The 15,330-nt window shown below is 63.7% G+C and carries 12 protein-coding genes; 7 read left to right on the top strand and 5 right to left on the bottom strand.

The genetic code is table 11. The annotated features are described in order from the left end of the window. Positions 1 to 85 precede the first annotated feature (85 nt). Positions 86 to 1,273 carry a GNAT family N-acetyltransferase gene (locus ACZXDY_RS41400; protein WP_464349459.1) on the bottom strand — a complete coding sequence of 396 codons (1,188 nt, stop codon included), beginning with the start codon at positions 1,271 to 1,273 and terminating at the stop codon, positions 86 to 88. Positions 1,274 to 1,288: 15 nt separating this feature from the next. After that, on the bottom strand, positions 1,289 to 2,224 hold the full coding sequence (locus ACZXDY_RS41395) for a cupin-like domain-containing protein (protein ID WP_464349458.1): 936 nt from the start codon (positions 2,222 to 2,224) through the stop codon (positions 1,289 to 1,291). Between the two features lie 182 nt (positions 2,225 to 2,406). Here ACZXDY_RS41395 and ACZXDY_RS41390 point away from each other — a divergent pair, with 182 nt between their 5' ends. Further along, a complete protein-coding gene (locus tag ACZXDY_RS41390; RefSeq protein ID WP_464349457.1) occupies positions 2,407 to 3,525 on the top strand; it encodes a glycosyltransferase family protein in 1,119 nt (372 codons plus the stop codon). Here ACZXDY_RS41390 and ACZXDY_RS41385 read toward each other — a convergent pair. Together ACZXDY_RS41385 and ACZXDY_RS41380 are read right to left on the bottom strand one after the other, a co-directional pair. Then, positions 3,495 to 4,808 carry an O-antigen ligase family protein gene (locus ACZXDY_RS41385; RefSeq protein ID WP_464349456.1) on the bottom strand — a complete coding sequence of 438 codons (1,314 nt, stop codon included), beginning with the start codon at positions 4,806 to 4,808 and terminating at the stop codon, positions 3,495 to 3,497. The genes ACZXDY_RS41390 and ACZXDY_RS41385 overlap by 31 nt on opposite strands. Then, positions 4,805 to 5,815, bottom strand: coding sequence for a glycosyltransferase family 2 protein (locus ACZXDY_RS41380; protein WP_464349455.1), 1,011 nt, complete (start codon positions 5,813 to 5,815; stop codon positions 4,805 to 4,807). The genes ACZXDY_RS41385 and ACZXDY_RS41380 overlap by 4 nt, the downstream gene beginning before the upstream one ends. 403 nt (positions 5,816 to 6,218) lie before the next feature. On the opposite strand from ACZXDY_RS41380, the gene ACZXDY_RS41375 reads away from it, so the two are divergent. After that, entirely contained in the window at positions 6,219 to 7,352 is a 1,134-nt protein-coding gene (locus ACZXDY_RS41375; RefSeq protein ID WP_464349454.1) for a radical SAM protein, read from the top strand. 68 nt (positions 7,353 to 7,420) lie between these two features. Here ACZXDY_RS41375 and ACZXDY_RS41370 read toward each other — a convergent pair whose 3' ends face one another. Beyond that, positions 7,421 to 8,407: a glycoside hydrolase family 26 protein gene (locus tag ACZXDY_RS41370; protein ID WP_155255599.1), complete on the bottom strand. Its 987-nt coding sequence runs from the start codon at positions 8,405 to 8,407 to the stop codon at positions 7,421 to 7,423. A gap of 405 nt (positions 8,408 to 8,812) precedes the next feature. Here ACZXDY_RS41370 and ACZXDY_RS41365 point away from each other — a divergent pair, with 405 nt between their 5' ends. From ACZXDY_RS41365 to ACZXDY_RS41345, 5 genes are all read left to right on the top strand, one after another. After that, on the top strand, positions 8,813 to 9,769 hold the full coding sequence (locus ACZXDY_RS41365; RefSeq protein WP_464349453.1) for a DUF6492 family protein: 957 nt from the start codon (positions 8,813 to 8,815) through the stop codon (positions 9,767 to 9,769). Beyond that, positions 9,763 to 11,205: a lipopolysaccharide biosynthesis protein gene (locus ACZXDY_RS41360; RefSeq protein WP_464349452.1), complete on the top strand. Its 1,443-nt coding sequence runs from the start codon at positions 9,763 to 9,765 to the stop codon at positions 11,203 to 11,205. The genes ACZXDY_RS41365 and ACZXDY_RS41360 overlap by 7 nt, the downstream gene beginning before the upstream one ends. A gap of 6 nt (positions 11,206 to 11,211) precedes the next feature. Further along, complete coding sequence (locus ACZXDY_RS41355) at positions 11,212 to 12,018, top strand: class I SAM-dependent methyltransferase (RefSeq protein ID WP_464349451.1); 807 nt, start codon at positions 11,212 to 11,214, stop codon at positions 12,016 to 12,018. A gap of 4 nt (positions 12,019 to 12,022) precedes the next feature. Beyond that, positions 12,023 to 12,775, top strand: coding sequence for a polysaccharide deacetylase family protein (locus tag ACZXDY_RS41350; protein WP_464349450.1), 753 nt, complete (start codon positions 12,023 to 12,025; stop codon positions 12,773 to 12,775). 156 nt (positions 12,776 to 12,931) lie between these two features. After that, the gene (locus ACZXDY_RS41345; RefSeq protein ID WP_464349449.1) at positions 12,932 to 15,229 is read left to right on the top strand and encodes a GumC family protein; all 2,298 of its coding nucleotides are present in this window, start codon (positions 12,932 to 12,934) and stop codon (positions 15,227 to 15,229) included. Positions 15,230 to 15,330: the final 101 nt, after the last annotated feature.

Raw genomic sequence — 15,330 nt, 5'->3', positions numbered from 1 at the left:
GCAGCGCGCCACCCATAGCGCCGTAGCAAGCGCGGCTTGCTTGGAGGGCAGACCGCGGCCCGTTACCCCATCTACGGCGTCGCGATCAGCTCTCTTCGCGTGAAGGCGGCTTGCCGAGCGCGCGTTTCAGATACGTCGTCAGCCTCGGATATCTGCGCAATTCCCGCGCGGCCCGATCGCGGAGCGCATGGGGCAATCCGCGCCAGCTCAAGGCAGCGCTGATATCGAGCAATGGCAGGCGCTTGACTCCAAAACGGCGCTTGTAGGCGTAGTTGCCGATCGAGAAATCGAACTCGCGCACACCCTGCTTGTGCAGCGCCGCCATGGTGCGCTCGATGATCAGCCGGCCCGGCGAACAATTGCTCCATTTGTCACCGGCGTTGCTGATGCGGATCATCACATAGCGCGAACCGTTGCGGACACCGAGCAGCGTCGCCACCACCTCCTCGCCCGCTGTCAGGGCCGACACGATGGCGTAGCCGCTGCCGGTGCCGCTGCCGACCAGGGTGCGATAGAACGCGGCGCTATTCTCGTCATTGAGAATGAAATTGACTCCCAGGCTCTGCATCCGCGAGCTTTGCTGAGCCTCGGTGGTCGTGAGAATCCGAAGCGCTTCATCACTGTCCGCGGCGATCGCGAAGTTCGCCGTCGGATCGCGCGTAAACACGCGCCAGCTCCGCTCCAGCTCCTTGCGCACCGTCCGCTCCAGCGTGTAGCGCCAGGCGTCGTAATCGTCGCCCGTGGTGACGAGGTTGCCATTAACCGGGCAAACCGCCGCGCCATCGAGCAGCGCCAACGGATTGGGCCGGCCGTCGAGATCGGATGTGACCTTGCGCAAGCGGATCAGATCGGCGCCGCCGGGCAGCCTGCGCAACGCGGCGCGCAGGTCGCGCCAGAACGCGCGCGCTGCCGCGGCATCGCGCGGCGCGGCGGGCCCGAGCAACGGCGCATTGTAATCGGTGAGATCAAGGTCTGCGAACGCGATGGTTTGCATGCTGCCTTGCCGATGACGGATCAACGGCAACAGCGCGGCGGGCTCGCCGGTCGCGGCATCGGTGACGAAGGCGATCACCGGCGAGACGCCGTCGGTATCGGCGAAGGCGGCGTACCAGGCTTCATACCATAGCGGATTTTGGAACGCTGTCGGCGGAGCGAATGCGCCCCACCGCGCCGCGGCCTGCTTCCAGTCCGCAAGAATCTCGATGCGGTAGCCGGCCGCGCGTGCTTCTGCCCGCGCCGAGAGCCTGCCCGCCGATGTCGCAAGGACCGTCATCGCCGCATGCCGCGCTCACGCCGCATTCGGCAAGTCGACGATCTTGCCAAGCTCGATCTCGTCGAGACGGAAGTCGATCGGGCGGCGCACGGCGCGCTCGCGCTTCACCCAGTTACCGTCGCGGAGGAGCTTCTGCATCACCTGCTTGGCAAAGAAGGACGGACCGTGCAGGCTGCGGCTCTTCGGCGTGTAGCCGAAACGATGACGCAACATGCCATTGGCGAGATTGAGGATCTGGGCGCGCCGGATCTCGTCGTCGACGTAGGACACCGTCATCGAGATGTTGACGACACCGAGATTCTCGACCCGATGCGGCGCATTCAGCGGCCAGTTCAACATCTGGCCGGGCTCGAGATCGATCACCTGCGCATGCTGGTCGTACCAGGACGCATAGGGAATATCGACCTCGACGTCGAACAGCGCGATGTCTTCGAGGTGCTCCGGCCGGATGAACGGCGGTGTGTTCGGATAGATATAGACGCGTTTGCGGCCGGCGATCTGGATCAATCCCTGCCCCGGCAGGTCGGAGTGGTAATAGACCTGCGCGTCCGGCGAGGAGATGAGGATGCCTGCCTGATGCGTCGGCGCATCAAAGCTGGGAACCTTGGCCGCGACCTCCGCAAACATCTGGTCGACCATCACGCGGAAACGGCGATCGACGGCAGTGATGTTGCGCAGGTTGAGCCAGAGACCGCCACGCGAGATCGCCTCGATCACCTCGCGGCCACTGAGCTTGCCGATCTCGCCTTCGCGCCAGACCCGGCTGGAACCCTTCGCACCTGTCTTGACCAGGCTGTAATGCTCGCGCGGATAGTTCTCGATCAGCTTCGCGAGTTCTCCCATCGAGAACGCGGGCTGCTTGTGCATCGCATGCTCGAGCCGGATCGGCTGATGGCTCCAGAGCTCCGAATGGGTGTCGTCCCATTTGGTGAAGATCTTGCCTGTCGTCATGTCGCGCTCCTGGTCGCCTTGCGTCGTTTTGATCGTTCCGATGTCCCGTTACGGGACGAACGGGCAGCCTTCACGCCAGGATTGGCAAGATCGGTGCCGGCACTGTTTCGGGCGCTTACCGGAAGCTAAGGTCTGCGCGGTATGGCTAACCGAGATCACCCCGGAAGCCCTGCCGCTGCGCGATGACCTCCACACCCCGATATCGGGCGCTGTTCCTCGGCGCGGGAGCCGAGATGCATTGCGGCGTCGGGCAGTTCACGCGGTTGTTGACTGACGCGATCGAAAAGCTCGATCCCGGCAGTAGCCAAACGTTAACCCTGACGCGCGGCCGGGGATCGCTCCGCGACATCTGGCGCGCGGTCGGCTCGGCGCAGAGCGTCATCTGCAATTTTCCGATCGTGGCCTGGAAGCGTGTGATCCTGCGGCCGCTCATCGCGCTCGCAATCGCGAAGCTCCGGCGGCGCAAGGTCGTCCTGGTCGAACATGAATGGGCGGGGCTGAACTGGATGCGGCGGATCACCTACATCCCCGCGGTGTGGCTTGCCGACAGCATCGTCATGTTCTCGCCGCTGGTGCGGAAGGAGCTTGCCGATGACGCTGCGGTCAGCTCCGCCGTGACGAAATCCGTGTTGGTGCCACTGCCGCCCAACGTCGAGGCGCCCTCGAAGATCGAAGACTCCGAATTGCGGCAACGGCTATCGGCGGCACGCGCCAACGGGCGATTGGTAATCGGCCATTTCGGCTCGATCTATCCGGGCAAGCAGCCGAATGCGCTGCTCGAGATCGGCGCGATCCTGAAGGCACGCGGATTGCGGCCGCTGCTGGTCTATATCGGCTCCTTTATTCGCGGCGTCGACAAGGTCGAGGAGAATTTCCACGCCCGCGCCGCCGAGCTTGGCCTCGGTGAGGACGTGATCGTCTCCGGCTACGTTGCCTCGGATGCCGAAGTGTTCGGCCTTTTCGGCGAGGTCGACGCCTTCTGCTATCCGCTGGACGAAGGCATCACAGCCCGCCGTTCGAGCATCCTCACCTGCGCGCAGGCGACCCGGCCGCTGGTCGCGACCGGCCCCGCACTAGCGGACGAGTTCGACCATCATCCGCGCTTCAGGCAGTTGATCGATCGCGGCGCGATCGTCCTGGTTCCGCGCGGATCGGCGGGCGAGGCCTATGCTGATGCGATCCTGGCCGCGGCGAAGCAACCACCGCCGCAGGCGCCCTTCGATTTCACCGGCTGGTGGCACGATGTGGCAACGACGGTGGCGACCGTCATCTATGCCCGCAAACGGAAGCGCGCGAGATAGTGCAGGCCGAACACGGCGATCAGAAACGTCGCCCAGATCGGATCGGCGCGGTCGAGGAAGAAGCTCTCCATCGACGACAGATAGAGCCCGAACAGCCATATCCGCAGGAACATCATCGACAGCGGGCCGTCATTGCCACCCTCGTCGGCGGCCTGGAAGTCGCGCAGCGGCTTGACGACAACAGCGGCCATCAGAAGCACGAGACCCGGCAGGCCGGTGCCGAGCGCGGTGTCGAGATAGCCGTTATGGCTGTGCGAGGCGTAGCCTGCCCATTCCTTGCCTTCCTTCAGATTCGTGATCGCGTTGCTGCCCCAGAAGGCTTCGAAGCCATAGCCGGTCAGGAGCCGCTGATGCAGCGAATCGACGGCAAAGACCCAGATGTCGGAACGGCCGGTGAAGCTGGTATCCAGCGGCAGCAGCTTTGCGATTGACGCCAGCGTGTCGCTCAGCACCGTGCCTACGCTAAACAGATTGAGCACGATGAGCGGCAGCAACAACATCAATCCGCGTCCCCACAAGGAACGAACGAACGACGTCAGCGAGGTCAGCAGCAGCACGGCCAGGCAAAGCGAGATCGAGCTCTTGCCCGCGGAATAGACCAGGAACAAGGCCGAGAGCGCCATGACGATGACGCCGGAGATCCATCCGCCGGCGCGGATGAAGTAGACGCCGAGGAACATCATCATCGCCATTATCGCAGCGGCGACGTTCTTGTGCCCGAACGCGCCACGCCAATTGCCGGCGAGCGCCGGCTCCTGCGGGTCCGTCGCCAGGTGGATCGACAGGTTCGGAGCCAGCAAGATTCCGAGGTAGCAGGTCGCGAGCAAGACCAGCGCGGCGATGCTGAACCAGCGCATCAACTCGCTCTGCGACTTCGGCAACAGCATTACCGTTGCCGTGACCACCACGACGAATACCGACAGCGCAAAGCGGCGGCTCGAGGTGGCCGGATCGAACGACAGTACGACCGTCAGGCAAAGCCAAACCCCGAACAGCACATAGGCCGGGGTCAGCAGCGACGCCAACGCGGGCATGTTGTCGCGCATGGTCAACACGAGCATCAGCACCATGAGCAGGCCGAACAGCGCGTAGAGCACGGCCTCCTTGCCGGAGGTCACCTCACCGACGCGCATGTCGCTGAGGTCGTCGAACGGATGCAGCGAGATCCACACCAGCAGCAGGATGCCGATGAAGGCCGCGGCGCGAACGAAATCCATCACCGGCCTCCGCCACACATCGGCGAAGACAGCCCGGGCTTCGGACGTGATGAGGAACTCGGTCACGAAACGATCTTCGAGGCGGCGTAAGGCTGTGGCTCGACGCCGAGCACTGCAAGCGCGCTGCCCACCGCGACCATCATCGGATGCATGGCGATGATCGGTTGATGTTCTTTCAAGACAATGCGCGTAGCGCGGAACAGCGAGAACGGCACCAGGCCGAACATCTTGGCCATCACAGCGGCACGCGACCACGTCGACTGCGCACCCTTGCGCTCGATGTGATAATTGATCGCACCGATCCGCAGGCCGCGCCGCACCATCCAGCCGAGCTTGGTCCGGCTCCGCGGCACCGTCTCCGAGATGGTCGCATCCGTCGCCCAGTAGAATCGGAAGCCGGCGCGGCGGGAGCGTGCGAAGAAATCATGGTCGCCGCCACCTAGGAAATTGAAGCGCAAATCGAACGCGGGACTGCCGAGGCGGGCGAACACCTGTCGCCGGATCAGGCAATTGCCGCAGCCATAGATCACGGGCACCGGCCCGCTGTTATGATAGGCCGGCGCAAATGCCGGATGACGCTTCAGGCCGCGCTTGCGCTCGTCGTCGAAATGCGGCCAGACCGGCCCGCCGATCACGTCCGCCCCGGTCGTCTCGGCGGCCTCGATCATGCGCTCGAGCCAATCCGGCGAGGCGATCTCGTCATCGTCGATCATCAGGAAGTTCGCGGCCTGCGGGAAGGTTGCGAGCGCCGTCTCGAAAGCTGCATTGATGGCGTAACAGTTGCCTTGTCGGGGTTCGACGAGGCAGAGGCCATTCAGCTTTCTCGACGCCAAAAATTCCGCGGCCACCGGCGCGCTTTCACAATTGGCCGCATCGTTCTCGACCACTACGACCGCAAAGCGGCGCGCGGTGTGCTGCGCGGCAACCGATTCCAGCGTCAGCCGCAGATGCTGCGGCCGGCGGAAGCTCGGGATGCAGACCACGGTCTCGACCGAGCAGTCGAGCCCGGGCGAGGCCGCGACCCAGGCGCGGTCCGTTGCAAGAAACTCGGTCGCAATCGACATCTTGTTCATGGCTTCAATCCCAATCCGCGACACGCCGTCCCAGAACGGGTCACGCCACCATCATGGGACGCAATCGTCCCGAAATCGTTGATGAGCGGAGCCGCACGAAAGCGATTCGCAGGGTATGGCCGGGTCATGGCAAAATCCGATCCAGCCGCGCACGGCGCTGCGACGATCTCTTGCGAGGGTTAATCGGGGGACATTTCGCGCGGTTTGCGCTCGACCGCATTCGATCCGCACCGATGCGCGCGCGAGGGCCTGCGCGTTGGCAGCAATTCGTTAAGGTTAAACCCGTCGCGAGCGCCGGCACGAAGAGCCTTCATCCCCACTGGCATTCGATTTGCTGTCTCTCGGTACGACAACAAAATCGATCGAGACCGTAACAACACTCGCAAACGTCTGAGGTTTCACCTTGAAAGCGCTAGATCTCGTTTCGCTGGGCACAAAGCATGTCCGCAACGCGCTGTCGGAAGAGCTCTATCTGCGCACCGGCCGCGATGTCACCCGGCCGGCCGCGATCTTCGCGGAGGTCGTCGAGCGTTGCAATTACAAGTGCCGCTATTGCGATTATTGGCGTCGCCCGAACTACCGCGAGGAGATGTCCATCGAGGAATGGCAGCGCGCGCTCTCCAGCCTGAAGGAATTCATCGGCGCCTATCATGTCGAATTCGCCGGCGGTGAGCCCTATATCAAGAAGGGCTTCCTCGACCTCGTCCGGTTCTGCCGCGACAACGACATCCATTGGGGCGTGACCACCAATGGCGGCGCCTATCTTAACAAGAAGATCGTCGCGCAGACGGTCGAGGCGCATCCCTTCAACATCAATATCTCGATCGACTCGCGGGATCCGAACATCCACAACTATTCGCGCGGTGTCGAGAATTCGCTGAACGACATCGTGCAGGGCATTCGGAATGTGTCCGAGAAGCGCCGCGCCGAAGGATTGGATTTTCCAATCATCATCAAGCCGGTCGTGCACCGGCTGAACTTCCGCCATCTCCCGCAGATGGTCGACTGGATCCAGCAGATCGGCGCCACCGCGCTGAGCTTCCAGCCGGTCGAGATGGGCACGCAGGAGGTCGAGGACGAATTGTGGATCGGCGAACGGGAGATGGACGATCTGATCGCCGTCCGCGACGAGCTGCTGCGGCTGAAGCGCCAGGGCGCGCCGATCCTCAACGGCGAGGCGGTGCTGAACGCCTGGCCCAATCATTTTCGCCGCGAGAAGGCCCCGCCCGAGGTCATGCCCTGCAGGGTCGGCATGCGCAACTATTTCATCCGCTCCGACGGTCGCCTCGAGGTCTGCTGGTTCTTCAAGCCGATCGGCAACGTCCGCACGCAGACCGCGCGCGAGATCTGGTACAGCGAGGAAGCGCGTATGCGCCGCAAGGAAACCGTGGCCTGCGACAAGCTCTGCCTCTTCACCTGCCTTGCCCAGCGCACGCTGCAGGACAAGCTCAAGATGGGCCTGACCCTGTTGACCGGAACAAAGGCCCAGGCGAACGAAATCAACAGCAATCGCACCCCGGGTGAAGCGGCAGCGTAACCCGGGACCGCCGGTAAACGTTGCTGGAGATATCCCGGGTTGCGCTGCGCTCCACCCGGGCTACGAGGTCACCTACCTCCGAACAGCTTTCGGAACAGCTTTTCCGACTCCGGGAAGCGGCCGGTGTCGATCTGTGTCGGCCATAGGCCATCGACGTTGAAGTAGGCCGCATAGGCGATGCTGTCGCTGTTCTCGACGAACCAGTCGTGCATTTTCTGGATGAAGTAAGGATTGTCGCCGGCATGGCCGACGCCCCACTCCGGAAAGCTGATGCGCTTGCCGTGGCGCGCGGCGAAATCGCGATGCCATTCGAGACCGAACGGCGCCTTGAGGTAAAGCGTCTGCCAGCGCTCCTCCACCGAGCCTTCCGATTTGAAGTCGTAGACGTCGAGCCCGATATAGTCGACGACGTCGTCGCCGGGATAGGCCAGGTCGGCCGGCATCTCCTGCGCCCCCCAGCCGGGACACCAATCAAACTTGAACTCGCTGGACGCGCGGCGGAAGATCTCCGCAACGCGCCGGAACGCCCTGATATAATCGGCTTCCTGGCCCTTGGCGAACCAGCCCATCTGCGAAAGGTTCATCTCCCAGCCGAGCCGGATGATCGCGCGCGGCTGCGCATCGGAGATCGCGCGTGCCGCCGCCTCGAACTCGGAGTCGTGCAGGCCGTCCGCGACATCGACCAGCGGCGTTCCCGTGATCGTCAGCGGCATCGACCAGACCACGTTCCGTTTCGGATTAAGCCGTCTCCAGATGCCCGGCACCCAATCCACTTTGCGAAAATCTTCCCAGGTCGATTGGCCGTAGAAATCCATACCCAGCACAGATGAGGGCTTCTGCTTCAGCCATTTCTCCCAGGCCTGCAACGCATGCTCACGGCCATCAGCCTCCCAGTTCACGAAGGCGCCGGCAAACCGCGCAGGATCGGCACCGAGGCGGGAGGTTGCGCCGGCTGCGTCGCGCGCAGTGGCGACGTCGCCGAGAACTGCGCCGACCGAGGCCGTCAGCAGCCCGCCGACGAACCGCCGCCGGCTCAATCGTTCAATTCCAGCCATGTGCTGTCCTCGCGAGCTTGCGAAACAATGGCGTCAACCTCTTGCCCACCGTTTCAAAAGCGGACACCGCCGACGGAACGGCTGTGCCGAAACGAACTGATCGCACAGTCTTCGCATCACCCGCGGCGAGAGCCCGCGCAGAAATCCCGTAGTCCCACATGCACGCATACCCGCTCCGAACGGCATCGGCGATTCGCGGGTCACGCTCTGCAATATACGGGCAAGCCGCGCCGACGCACACGGAGCACGCCTTCTTATGGTTACTTCGCGCCCTTAACGGCGCGGCGATCATCAACGCAAACAAAATTAACCAACGGCGATCCCGGCCGCGGCCGATGCGCCGATTCGGCATCGATCTTGCTGAAAGGCTCACCGAGAAGAACCGCGGCTTGGAAAGCGACAACCGTGAACGTGATCGCCAGAGAGATCTACGAGATGGACCCAGTTGCGTTGTTAACCCCGACTTACGGGCGCGACCTGGAAATCTGTACCTTGCTTTGCGAGAGCGTGGACCGGCACGTCACCTCGTTCTCCAAGCATTATCTCCTGGTTCCCGATTGCGACCTGCCGCTGTTCGCGCCGCTCGCCAGCGAGCATCGCGTCATCATCCCGGCCTCGGCCTTCCTGCCCGACTGGCTGCGGCCGCTGCCGCGCATGATCCAGCGCCGCCGGCGCCAGTTCTGGTGGTCGCTGCGGGCCAAGCCGGTGAACGGCTGGCACGTGCAGCAGATCCTGAAGATCGCCGCCACCATCGCACTGCCTCACCAGCGCTTTTGCATCCTGGATTCCGACATTGTGTTCTTCCGCGACTTCGACCTGACGCGGTTCGAATATCCGAACGCGATCCCGATGCTGACCATGTCTGATGTGGTGACCGCAGACCAGCCGCGGCATTCGCGCTGGCTTGTGACCAGCCATGAACTGCTGGGGCTGCCGACGCCGCCGTTCCCGGCCGACGATTTCATCGGGCACATCATCTTCTGGGACAAGCAGACCACCCGAGCGCTGGCCGAGCGCATCGAGGCCGTCACCGGTCTCGACTGGATCGAGGCGCTGTGCAAGACCCGCGAGTTCTCCGAATACATGCTGTACGGCTATTTCGTACAGAACGATGCCGCGGCCTCGCTGCGGCATACCACGGTCCCGAGCACGCCCTGCGTCAGCTATTGGGACGATCCGCGGCTCAACAAAGGCGAGCTGCAGGATCTCTTGCGCCGCGCCAGCAAGGACGACGTCGCGTTCTCGATCGCATCCTTCTCCGGAACGCCAGTCGAGACCATCCGCGCCGCGATCGCCGACAGCAACGAGATCCTCTCGCTCACCAGCAGCGGAGAATGCACGGAGTTTGCGGCGTTATGCTGATCGGTCAAGCCAGCATCAACCTGACCGCTAACATCCTCTCGGCGCTGCTGGGGCTGCTCAGCGTGTTCGTTTTCACGCGGCTGTTCTCGCCGCATGATTACGGCGTCTATCTGCTCGGCATCGGCTTCGCCTCCGTGATCAGCGTGTTCCTGGTCGGCTGGTTCCGAAATCTGATCCTGAGCGAGCACGCCCGCAACGACGGCACCGACGTCCGCGGCCTTGTGCTGTCAGGCTATATGATCTGCTGCCTGACGGCGCCGATCGCCTATGTGCTCGCCCGGCTCGCGGGCCTCGACGGCACTGCGGCGTTTGCTACAGTTGTGCTCTCGGTCGCGATCGGCCTGTTCGAACTGACGCAGGACCTGGTTCGCGCGCGGCTGATGGCGCTTTCGGTGATGAAGGCGACGCTGGTGCGCGCTGTGTCCGTGCTCGCACTCGGCATTGTCGTCGCGCTGGTCAGCCCAAACGGCTTCTGGCTGTTGCTCTCTTCTGCCCTCGCCTATCTGCTCGCCGTGCTCGTGCAGTCGCGCACCGCCTGGCGCGGCACGCATATCAGCTTCGATCGCACCTCGCTCATGGCCGTGGCCAGGACCGGCCTGCCGCTGACGCTCTCGCTGACCCTGCTTGCGATCGCCAGCGTCACCGACCGTTTCATGATCGCCAACCTGGTCGGTGCGGCCGATGCCGGCCGCTATGTCGCCTCGCTCGACCTGGTCCGGCAGACGCTGATGATGCCGGCGATGAGCATGGCGGCAGCGTTTTTTCCGCTCGCCGTCCAGATCCACGCCAAGCAGGGTGACGGCGCGGTGCGCTCGCATCTCGCCGAATGTCTCGAGTTGCTGTTGTCCATCACGCTGCCGGCCTCGCTCGGTTTTGCAGTGATCTCCACCCATCTCGCCAACATCATCCTTGGCGCTGATTTTCGTGCGCTCGCGGCCGAGATCATGCCGGTGATCGCTATCGCCGTGGTGTTCCAGGTCCTGACGCAGCAATATCTGCATGCGAGCTTCCTGCTGTCGGGCCGCAACGGCTTCTATCTCGTCAACACCGCCTCGCTGATCGCGGCCAATGTGATCCTGTCCTATCTTTTGGTCAGCCACTACGGCACTGTCGGCGCGGCCTGGGCGCGGCTCGGCGCGGACATCATCGGCTTTGCCTGTGCGCTGGTGCTTACCCGCTATGCCTTCCGCGTTCCGCTGCCGCTCGGCCGGCTGGCGCTGGTCCTGATCGCCGCGCTCGCGATGGCGCTGACGGTCGCGGCGCTCGATCGCATCCTGCGCATTCCGGATCTCGCCGCCTGCATCGTGCTGGCGGTGGTTGGCATCCTCACCTACGCCGTCCTGGCCTGGCTGTTCGACATCGCACGCATTCGCGGCCGACTGAAGCATGGCCTCATGGCATTCAGAGCAAAATTCGCAAACAGCAACATTGGATAAGAGGCAATGACCGATACCCTTACCTTTGATCGCATTCATGCAACGCTCCCCGTGGTCGACGCGGCTGGGCCGGCCGCGCATCCACAGTCGCTGCTCGACCTGCCGCCGGGCGAAGCGCGGCAGAGTCTCCTCACCGTGCACAGCATCCTGGAGGCGGCGCTGCCGGCGGGCCTGCTCGCGATCTACGAGGCCGGCGGCGGCTCGACCAGCTTCCTGCCGCTCAAGGTGTTGCGCCGCAGCCATATTACCGTCGTCGACATCGACGAAGATCAGGTCAAGAACAACCAGTACGCACAGGCAACGATCCTGGGCGACATCCAGACCTATCGTTTCGCGCCGAAAAGCTTCGATTTCATCGTCTGCTACAACGTCATCGAGCACGTGCCCGATGTCGAGGCTGCGCTCAGCGGTTTCTGCGAGGCGATCAAGCCGAACGGCTTGATCCTGATCGGCGCCCCCAATCCGAAATCGCTATCGGGCGTGGTGACGAAGTATTCGCCGCATTGGTTTCACGTCTGGTTCTATCGCTATGTCCGCGGCGACAAGAAGGCCGGCCTGCCGGGCGAGGCGCCGTTCCCGACCCATTTCCATCCGCTGGTCACGCTGGGCAAGCTCGAAGCCTTCGCCAGGGCACATGGCCTGCAAGTGATCTACCGCAAGGTCTATGAGAGCCCGCGCTATCCGGAGATGCGCCTGCGCAAGCCCCTGCTCGCCGCGCTGGTCGATGCCGCCGCGAAAGCGATGAACTTCTTTCTCCCCGGCAGGACCGACGTGCGGCACGGCGACTACCACGTGATCCTGCGGAAGCTGTGAGAGAATGCGCGGGTTGTGGTCCGAAGCGGTCGTGAAGGTCAGCCACCGGCTGGCGATGCATCTGCCGGTCGATCGGGTCCGGCTGCGCAACGCCACGCCGATAGTCAGCTTCACCTTCGACGACCTGCCGAAGAGCGCGGTGACATCAGGCGCCGACTTGCTGGAGACACATGGCGCCCGCGGCACCTTCTATGTGTCGGGCGGGCTGGTCGGCGTCGATACGGCGGACTGGAGCTCCGGCGATGATGACGACGTGCTGTCGCTGCATCGCCGCGGCCACGAGATCGGCTGCCACACCTTCTCGCACCGGCGCGCCTGCGATCTCGATGAGACCTCGCTTGCCTGCGACATCGCCTGCAACCGCCGCTACTTCGACTTGCTCGATCCGTCGATGCAGATCGAAACCTTTGCCTATCCGTTCGGCTATGGCTCGTTCGCGCACAAATATCTGCTCAAGTCCAGATTTGCGACCTGCCGCTCGATCGTGGAGGGCGTGAACTTCGGCAATGTCGACCTGCAGTTCCTGCGCGCGATGCCGCTGATCGATCGCCGAATGGATCGCGATGCACTCGAGCGCGCCTTCGACGAGGCGCAAATCCATAACGGTTGGTTAATTTTCTACAGTCACGACGTTGCCACGCGGCCCAGCCTGTATGGCTGCTCGCCGGAACTGCTGAATCACGCGCTGGAAACGGCGGCGAAGCGGAATATTCCGGCGCTCACCATGGCAGAGGCGTTCCGATGCGCGAGCGCTTAAACGCTTTGTTTGCCTTTTCAGTGAATAGTCTCTCAAAGACTATGGTTAATTTTTCCTGCTGCGTTGTTGCCGCGCGGTCCGCTCTCGCGCATCGCGCAGCCCGAAGAGTAACCCCTCAGCCGATGCGTACGGCGTTTGGAATGGAAGCTGGGGTCGATGCTTGATTACGACCAGCCGATAAACAGCCAGGCCAAAAGCCGGGATGCCGGCGAGCCACGCCGAAGCCAGGGCTTCGACGTGATCGACCTGGTCATGCTGCTGTGGCGGCGCAAGGCCGCGATCGCGGCTGCCGCGTTGCTCTGCGCCTGCATCGCGGTTGGGATCGGCAAGAGCCTCACTCCGAAGTACACCGCGACCGCGCAGCTCTATGTCGACCCGCGCGAATTGCAGCTCGTCGAGCGAGAGTTGACTCCGCGCGCGCAGGACGTTTCGGGTCTCGCAATGGTGGTCGACAGCGAGGCGCGGGTGATCACCTCCAACAGCGTGCTGTTGCAGGTCATCAAGAACACCAATCTCGACAAGGACCCGGAATTCGGCGGCGGCGGCGACGGCAAGAGCCTCCTCGGCGCGCTGCTCGGCCTGGTCGGGATCGAGCAGCGTCCGACGGTGGAACAGCAGCACCAGGCGACGATGAGCGCGCTGGACGCCCTCAGTCGTCATATCAATGTGCGCAAGACCGACCGCACCTTCGTCGTCGACATCGACGTCTGGTCCTATGAGCCGGTCAAGGCGGCGATGCTCGCCAACGCGCTTTCTACGGCCTATCTCGCCGAATCCAAGCAATCGCAGGCCGCCGCCGCCCGGCGCGCCACCAGAGATCTCTCGGGGCGGCTGAAGGAACTGCAGGAACGGCTGCGCAACGCCGAGAACGTGCTTGCGGTCTACAAGGCGCAGAACAATTTCGTCGGCACCCAGGACACGCTGATCGCCGACCAGCAGCTTTCCGCCAGCAACCAGCGGCTCGCCGCCGCGCGCGCACTGACGCTCGATGCGCAGGCGAAGTACGACCAGATCGAGGCCAGCCGGCGCAATGCGAGCGACCCCGGCGCGATCCCCGAGGCGCTGCAATCGCCGACCATCGCGAACCTGCGCGCGCAATACGCCGATGCCAAGAAGCGGCAGGCCGAGCTGCAGAGCGAACTCGGCCCGCGGCATCCGGCGCTCCGGCAGGTCGAGCAGCAGGTCGAGGATCTCCGCCGTACCATCAGGGAAGAGGTCGACCGCTTCGCGCAGGCCGCGAAGAACGATTTGACACGCGCTCGCGACTATGAGGCATCGCTGAACAAGGCGCTCGACGCGCAGAAGCGCCAGAGCGTGCAGATGAGCCAGGCCTCGGTGCGCCTACGCGAGCTCGAGCGCGACGTCGAGGCGAGTCGCGACGTCTACCAGTCCTTCCTCAAGCGTTCGCGCGAGACGGAGGAACAGGAAAGCCTGAACACCTCGAGCGCACGTGTCATCGGCGAAGCCACCGTGCCGCAGCGGCGTACCTTTCCACCGGCTATGAGCCTGCTTGCCATGATCGGCTTCGTGCTCGGCGGGCTCGCGGCCGCTGCCTGGATCATCGCGGTCGACCAGCTTGCGCCCGGCGCCGACCCGCTGCGGCCGAGCAAGTCGACCTCGCCCGAGAAACAGGCGACGGCGGTGCCCGCGAAACAGCCGGTCCTCAGCAAGCCGGCGCCGCAGGCGGCGGTCAGCGTCATCGAGAAGCCGGTGATCGCCCGGCTGCAGGAATCCGACGTGATGCGCACGCTGGGTGGCATCCTCACGGGCGGCCAGATCGCCGACGTCACACGGCTGGGCTGGCCGACATTGCGCGCGGGCTTTCCGCTGATGACCTTCCTCGGCGCCATCCGCGACATGTCCGCGACCCTCAAGAAGCGCGCATCCGCGAGCGGCGTGCCGGTCATGGCGGTGATCGGCGCGGGATCATCCGTCGACCGCAGCGTGGTGGCGCTGAACGTCGCGCTCTCGGCAGCGCGCGACGGCGCCAAGGTGCTGATAATTGATGCCGATCATCGGAAACGCGAATTGTCGGGCAAGGTTACCAGGCTCGGCAAGCGCGAGGCCGGCCGCCTCGGCTGGCTCAGCATCGGCAGCAAGGCAACGCGTGCCATCAACACGGCGAACGGAATTTCCATCCTGCCCGTTATCGAGGGCGGCGACGCCAGGGCCGCGGAAGCCATCCGCAAGTCGGTCACGCAGGCGCGATCCGTTGGCGGTTACGATCTCATCATTCTCGACGGGCCGGCGATGCCGTGGAGCGCTGCGGATCGCAAGCTCCTCGAGCTCGCCGATGGCCTCCTCGCGGTGCTGCCGGTCCATCTCGATATCAACGACTGCATGGAAGACATCCTCAGCGCGCTGGGTGGAGCGGAGCGCAAGCTGGTCGGTGTCATCCTGAACGAGCTCAATCCCGTGGTGGAGAGCCGTCAGCAAGACAAGCAATATGCGTGAGCGCCGCTTCTTCCTCACCTCCCCTTAGAGCGTGATGTTTTTATACGGAAACATATCCTGAGTTTTTGAGATAGTTGGCGCACTCCTCGGGTGAGAAGAGA

Source organism: Bradyrhizobium sp. LeoB3, from assembly GCF_055456055.1.
This window is presented reverse-complemented; position numbering and strand designations above follow the sequence as displayed.

Excerpts from the sequence above, each read along its gene's own strand:
- ACZXDY_RS41390 (WP_464349457.1), top strand. The coding sequence starts at position 2,407 with ATGACCTCCACACCCCGATATCGGGCGCTGTTCCTCGGCGCGGGAGCC.
- ACZXDY_RS41395 (WP_464349458.1), bottom strand. The coding sequence starts at position 2,224 with ATGACGACAGGCAAGATCTTCACCAAATGGGACGACACCCATTCGGAG.
- ACZXDY_RS41350 (WP_464349450.1), top strand. The coding sequence starts at position 12,023 with ATGCGCGGGTTGTGGTCCGAAGCGGTCGTGAAGGTCAGCCACCGGCTG.
- ACZXDY_RS41380 (WP_464349455.1), bottom strand. The coding sequence starts at position 5,815 with ATGAACAAGATGTCGATTGCGACCGAGTTTCTTGCAACGGACCGCGCC.
- ACZXDY_RS41360 (WP_464349452.1), top strand. The coding sequence starts at position 9,763 with ATGCTGATCGGTCAAGCCAGCATCAACCTGACCGCTAACATCCTCTCG.
- ACZXDY_RS41400 (WP_464349459.1), bottom strand. The coding sequence starts at position 1,273 with ATGACGGTCCTTGCGACATCGGCGGGCAGGCTCTCGGCGCGGGCAGAA.
- ACZXDY_RS41355 (WP_464349451.1), top strand. The coding sequence starts at position 11,212 with ATGACCGATACCCTTACCTTTGATCGCATTCATGCAACGCTCCCCGTG.
- ACZXDY_RS41345 (WP_464349449.1), top strand. The coding sequence starts at position 12,932 with ATGCTTGATTACGACCAGCCGATAAACAGCCAGGCCAAAAGCCGGGAT.
- ACZXDY_RS41370 (WP_155255599.1), bottom strand. The coding sequence starts at position 8,407 with ATGGCTGGAATTGAACGATTGAGCCGGCGGCGGTTCGTCGGCGGGCTG.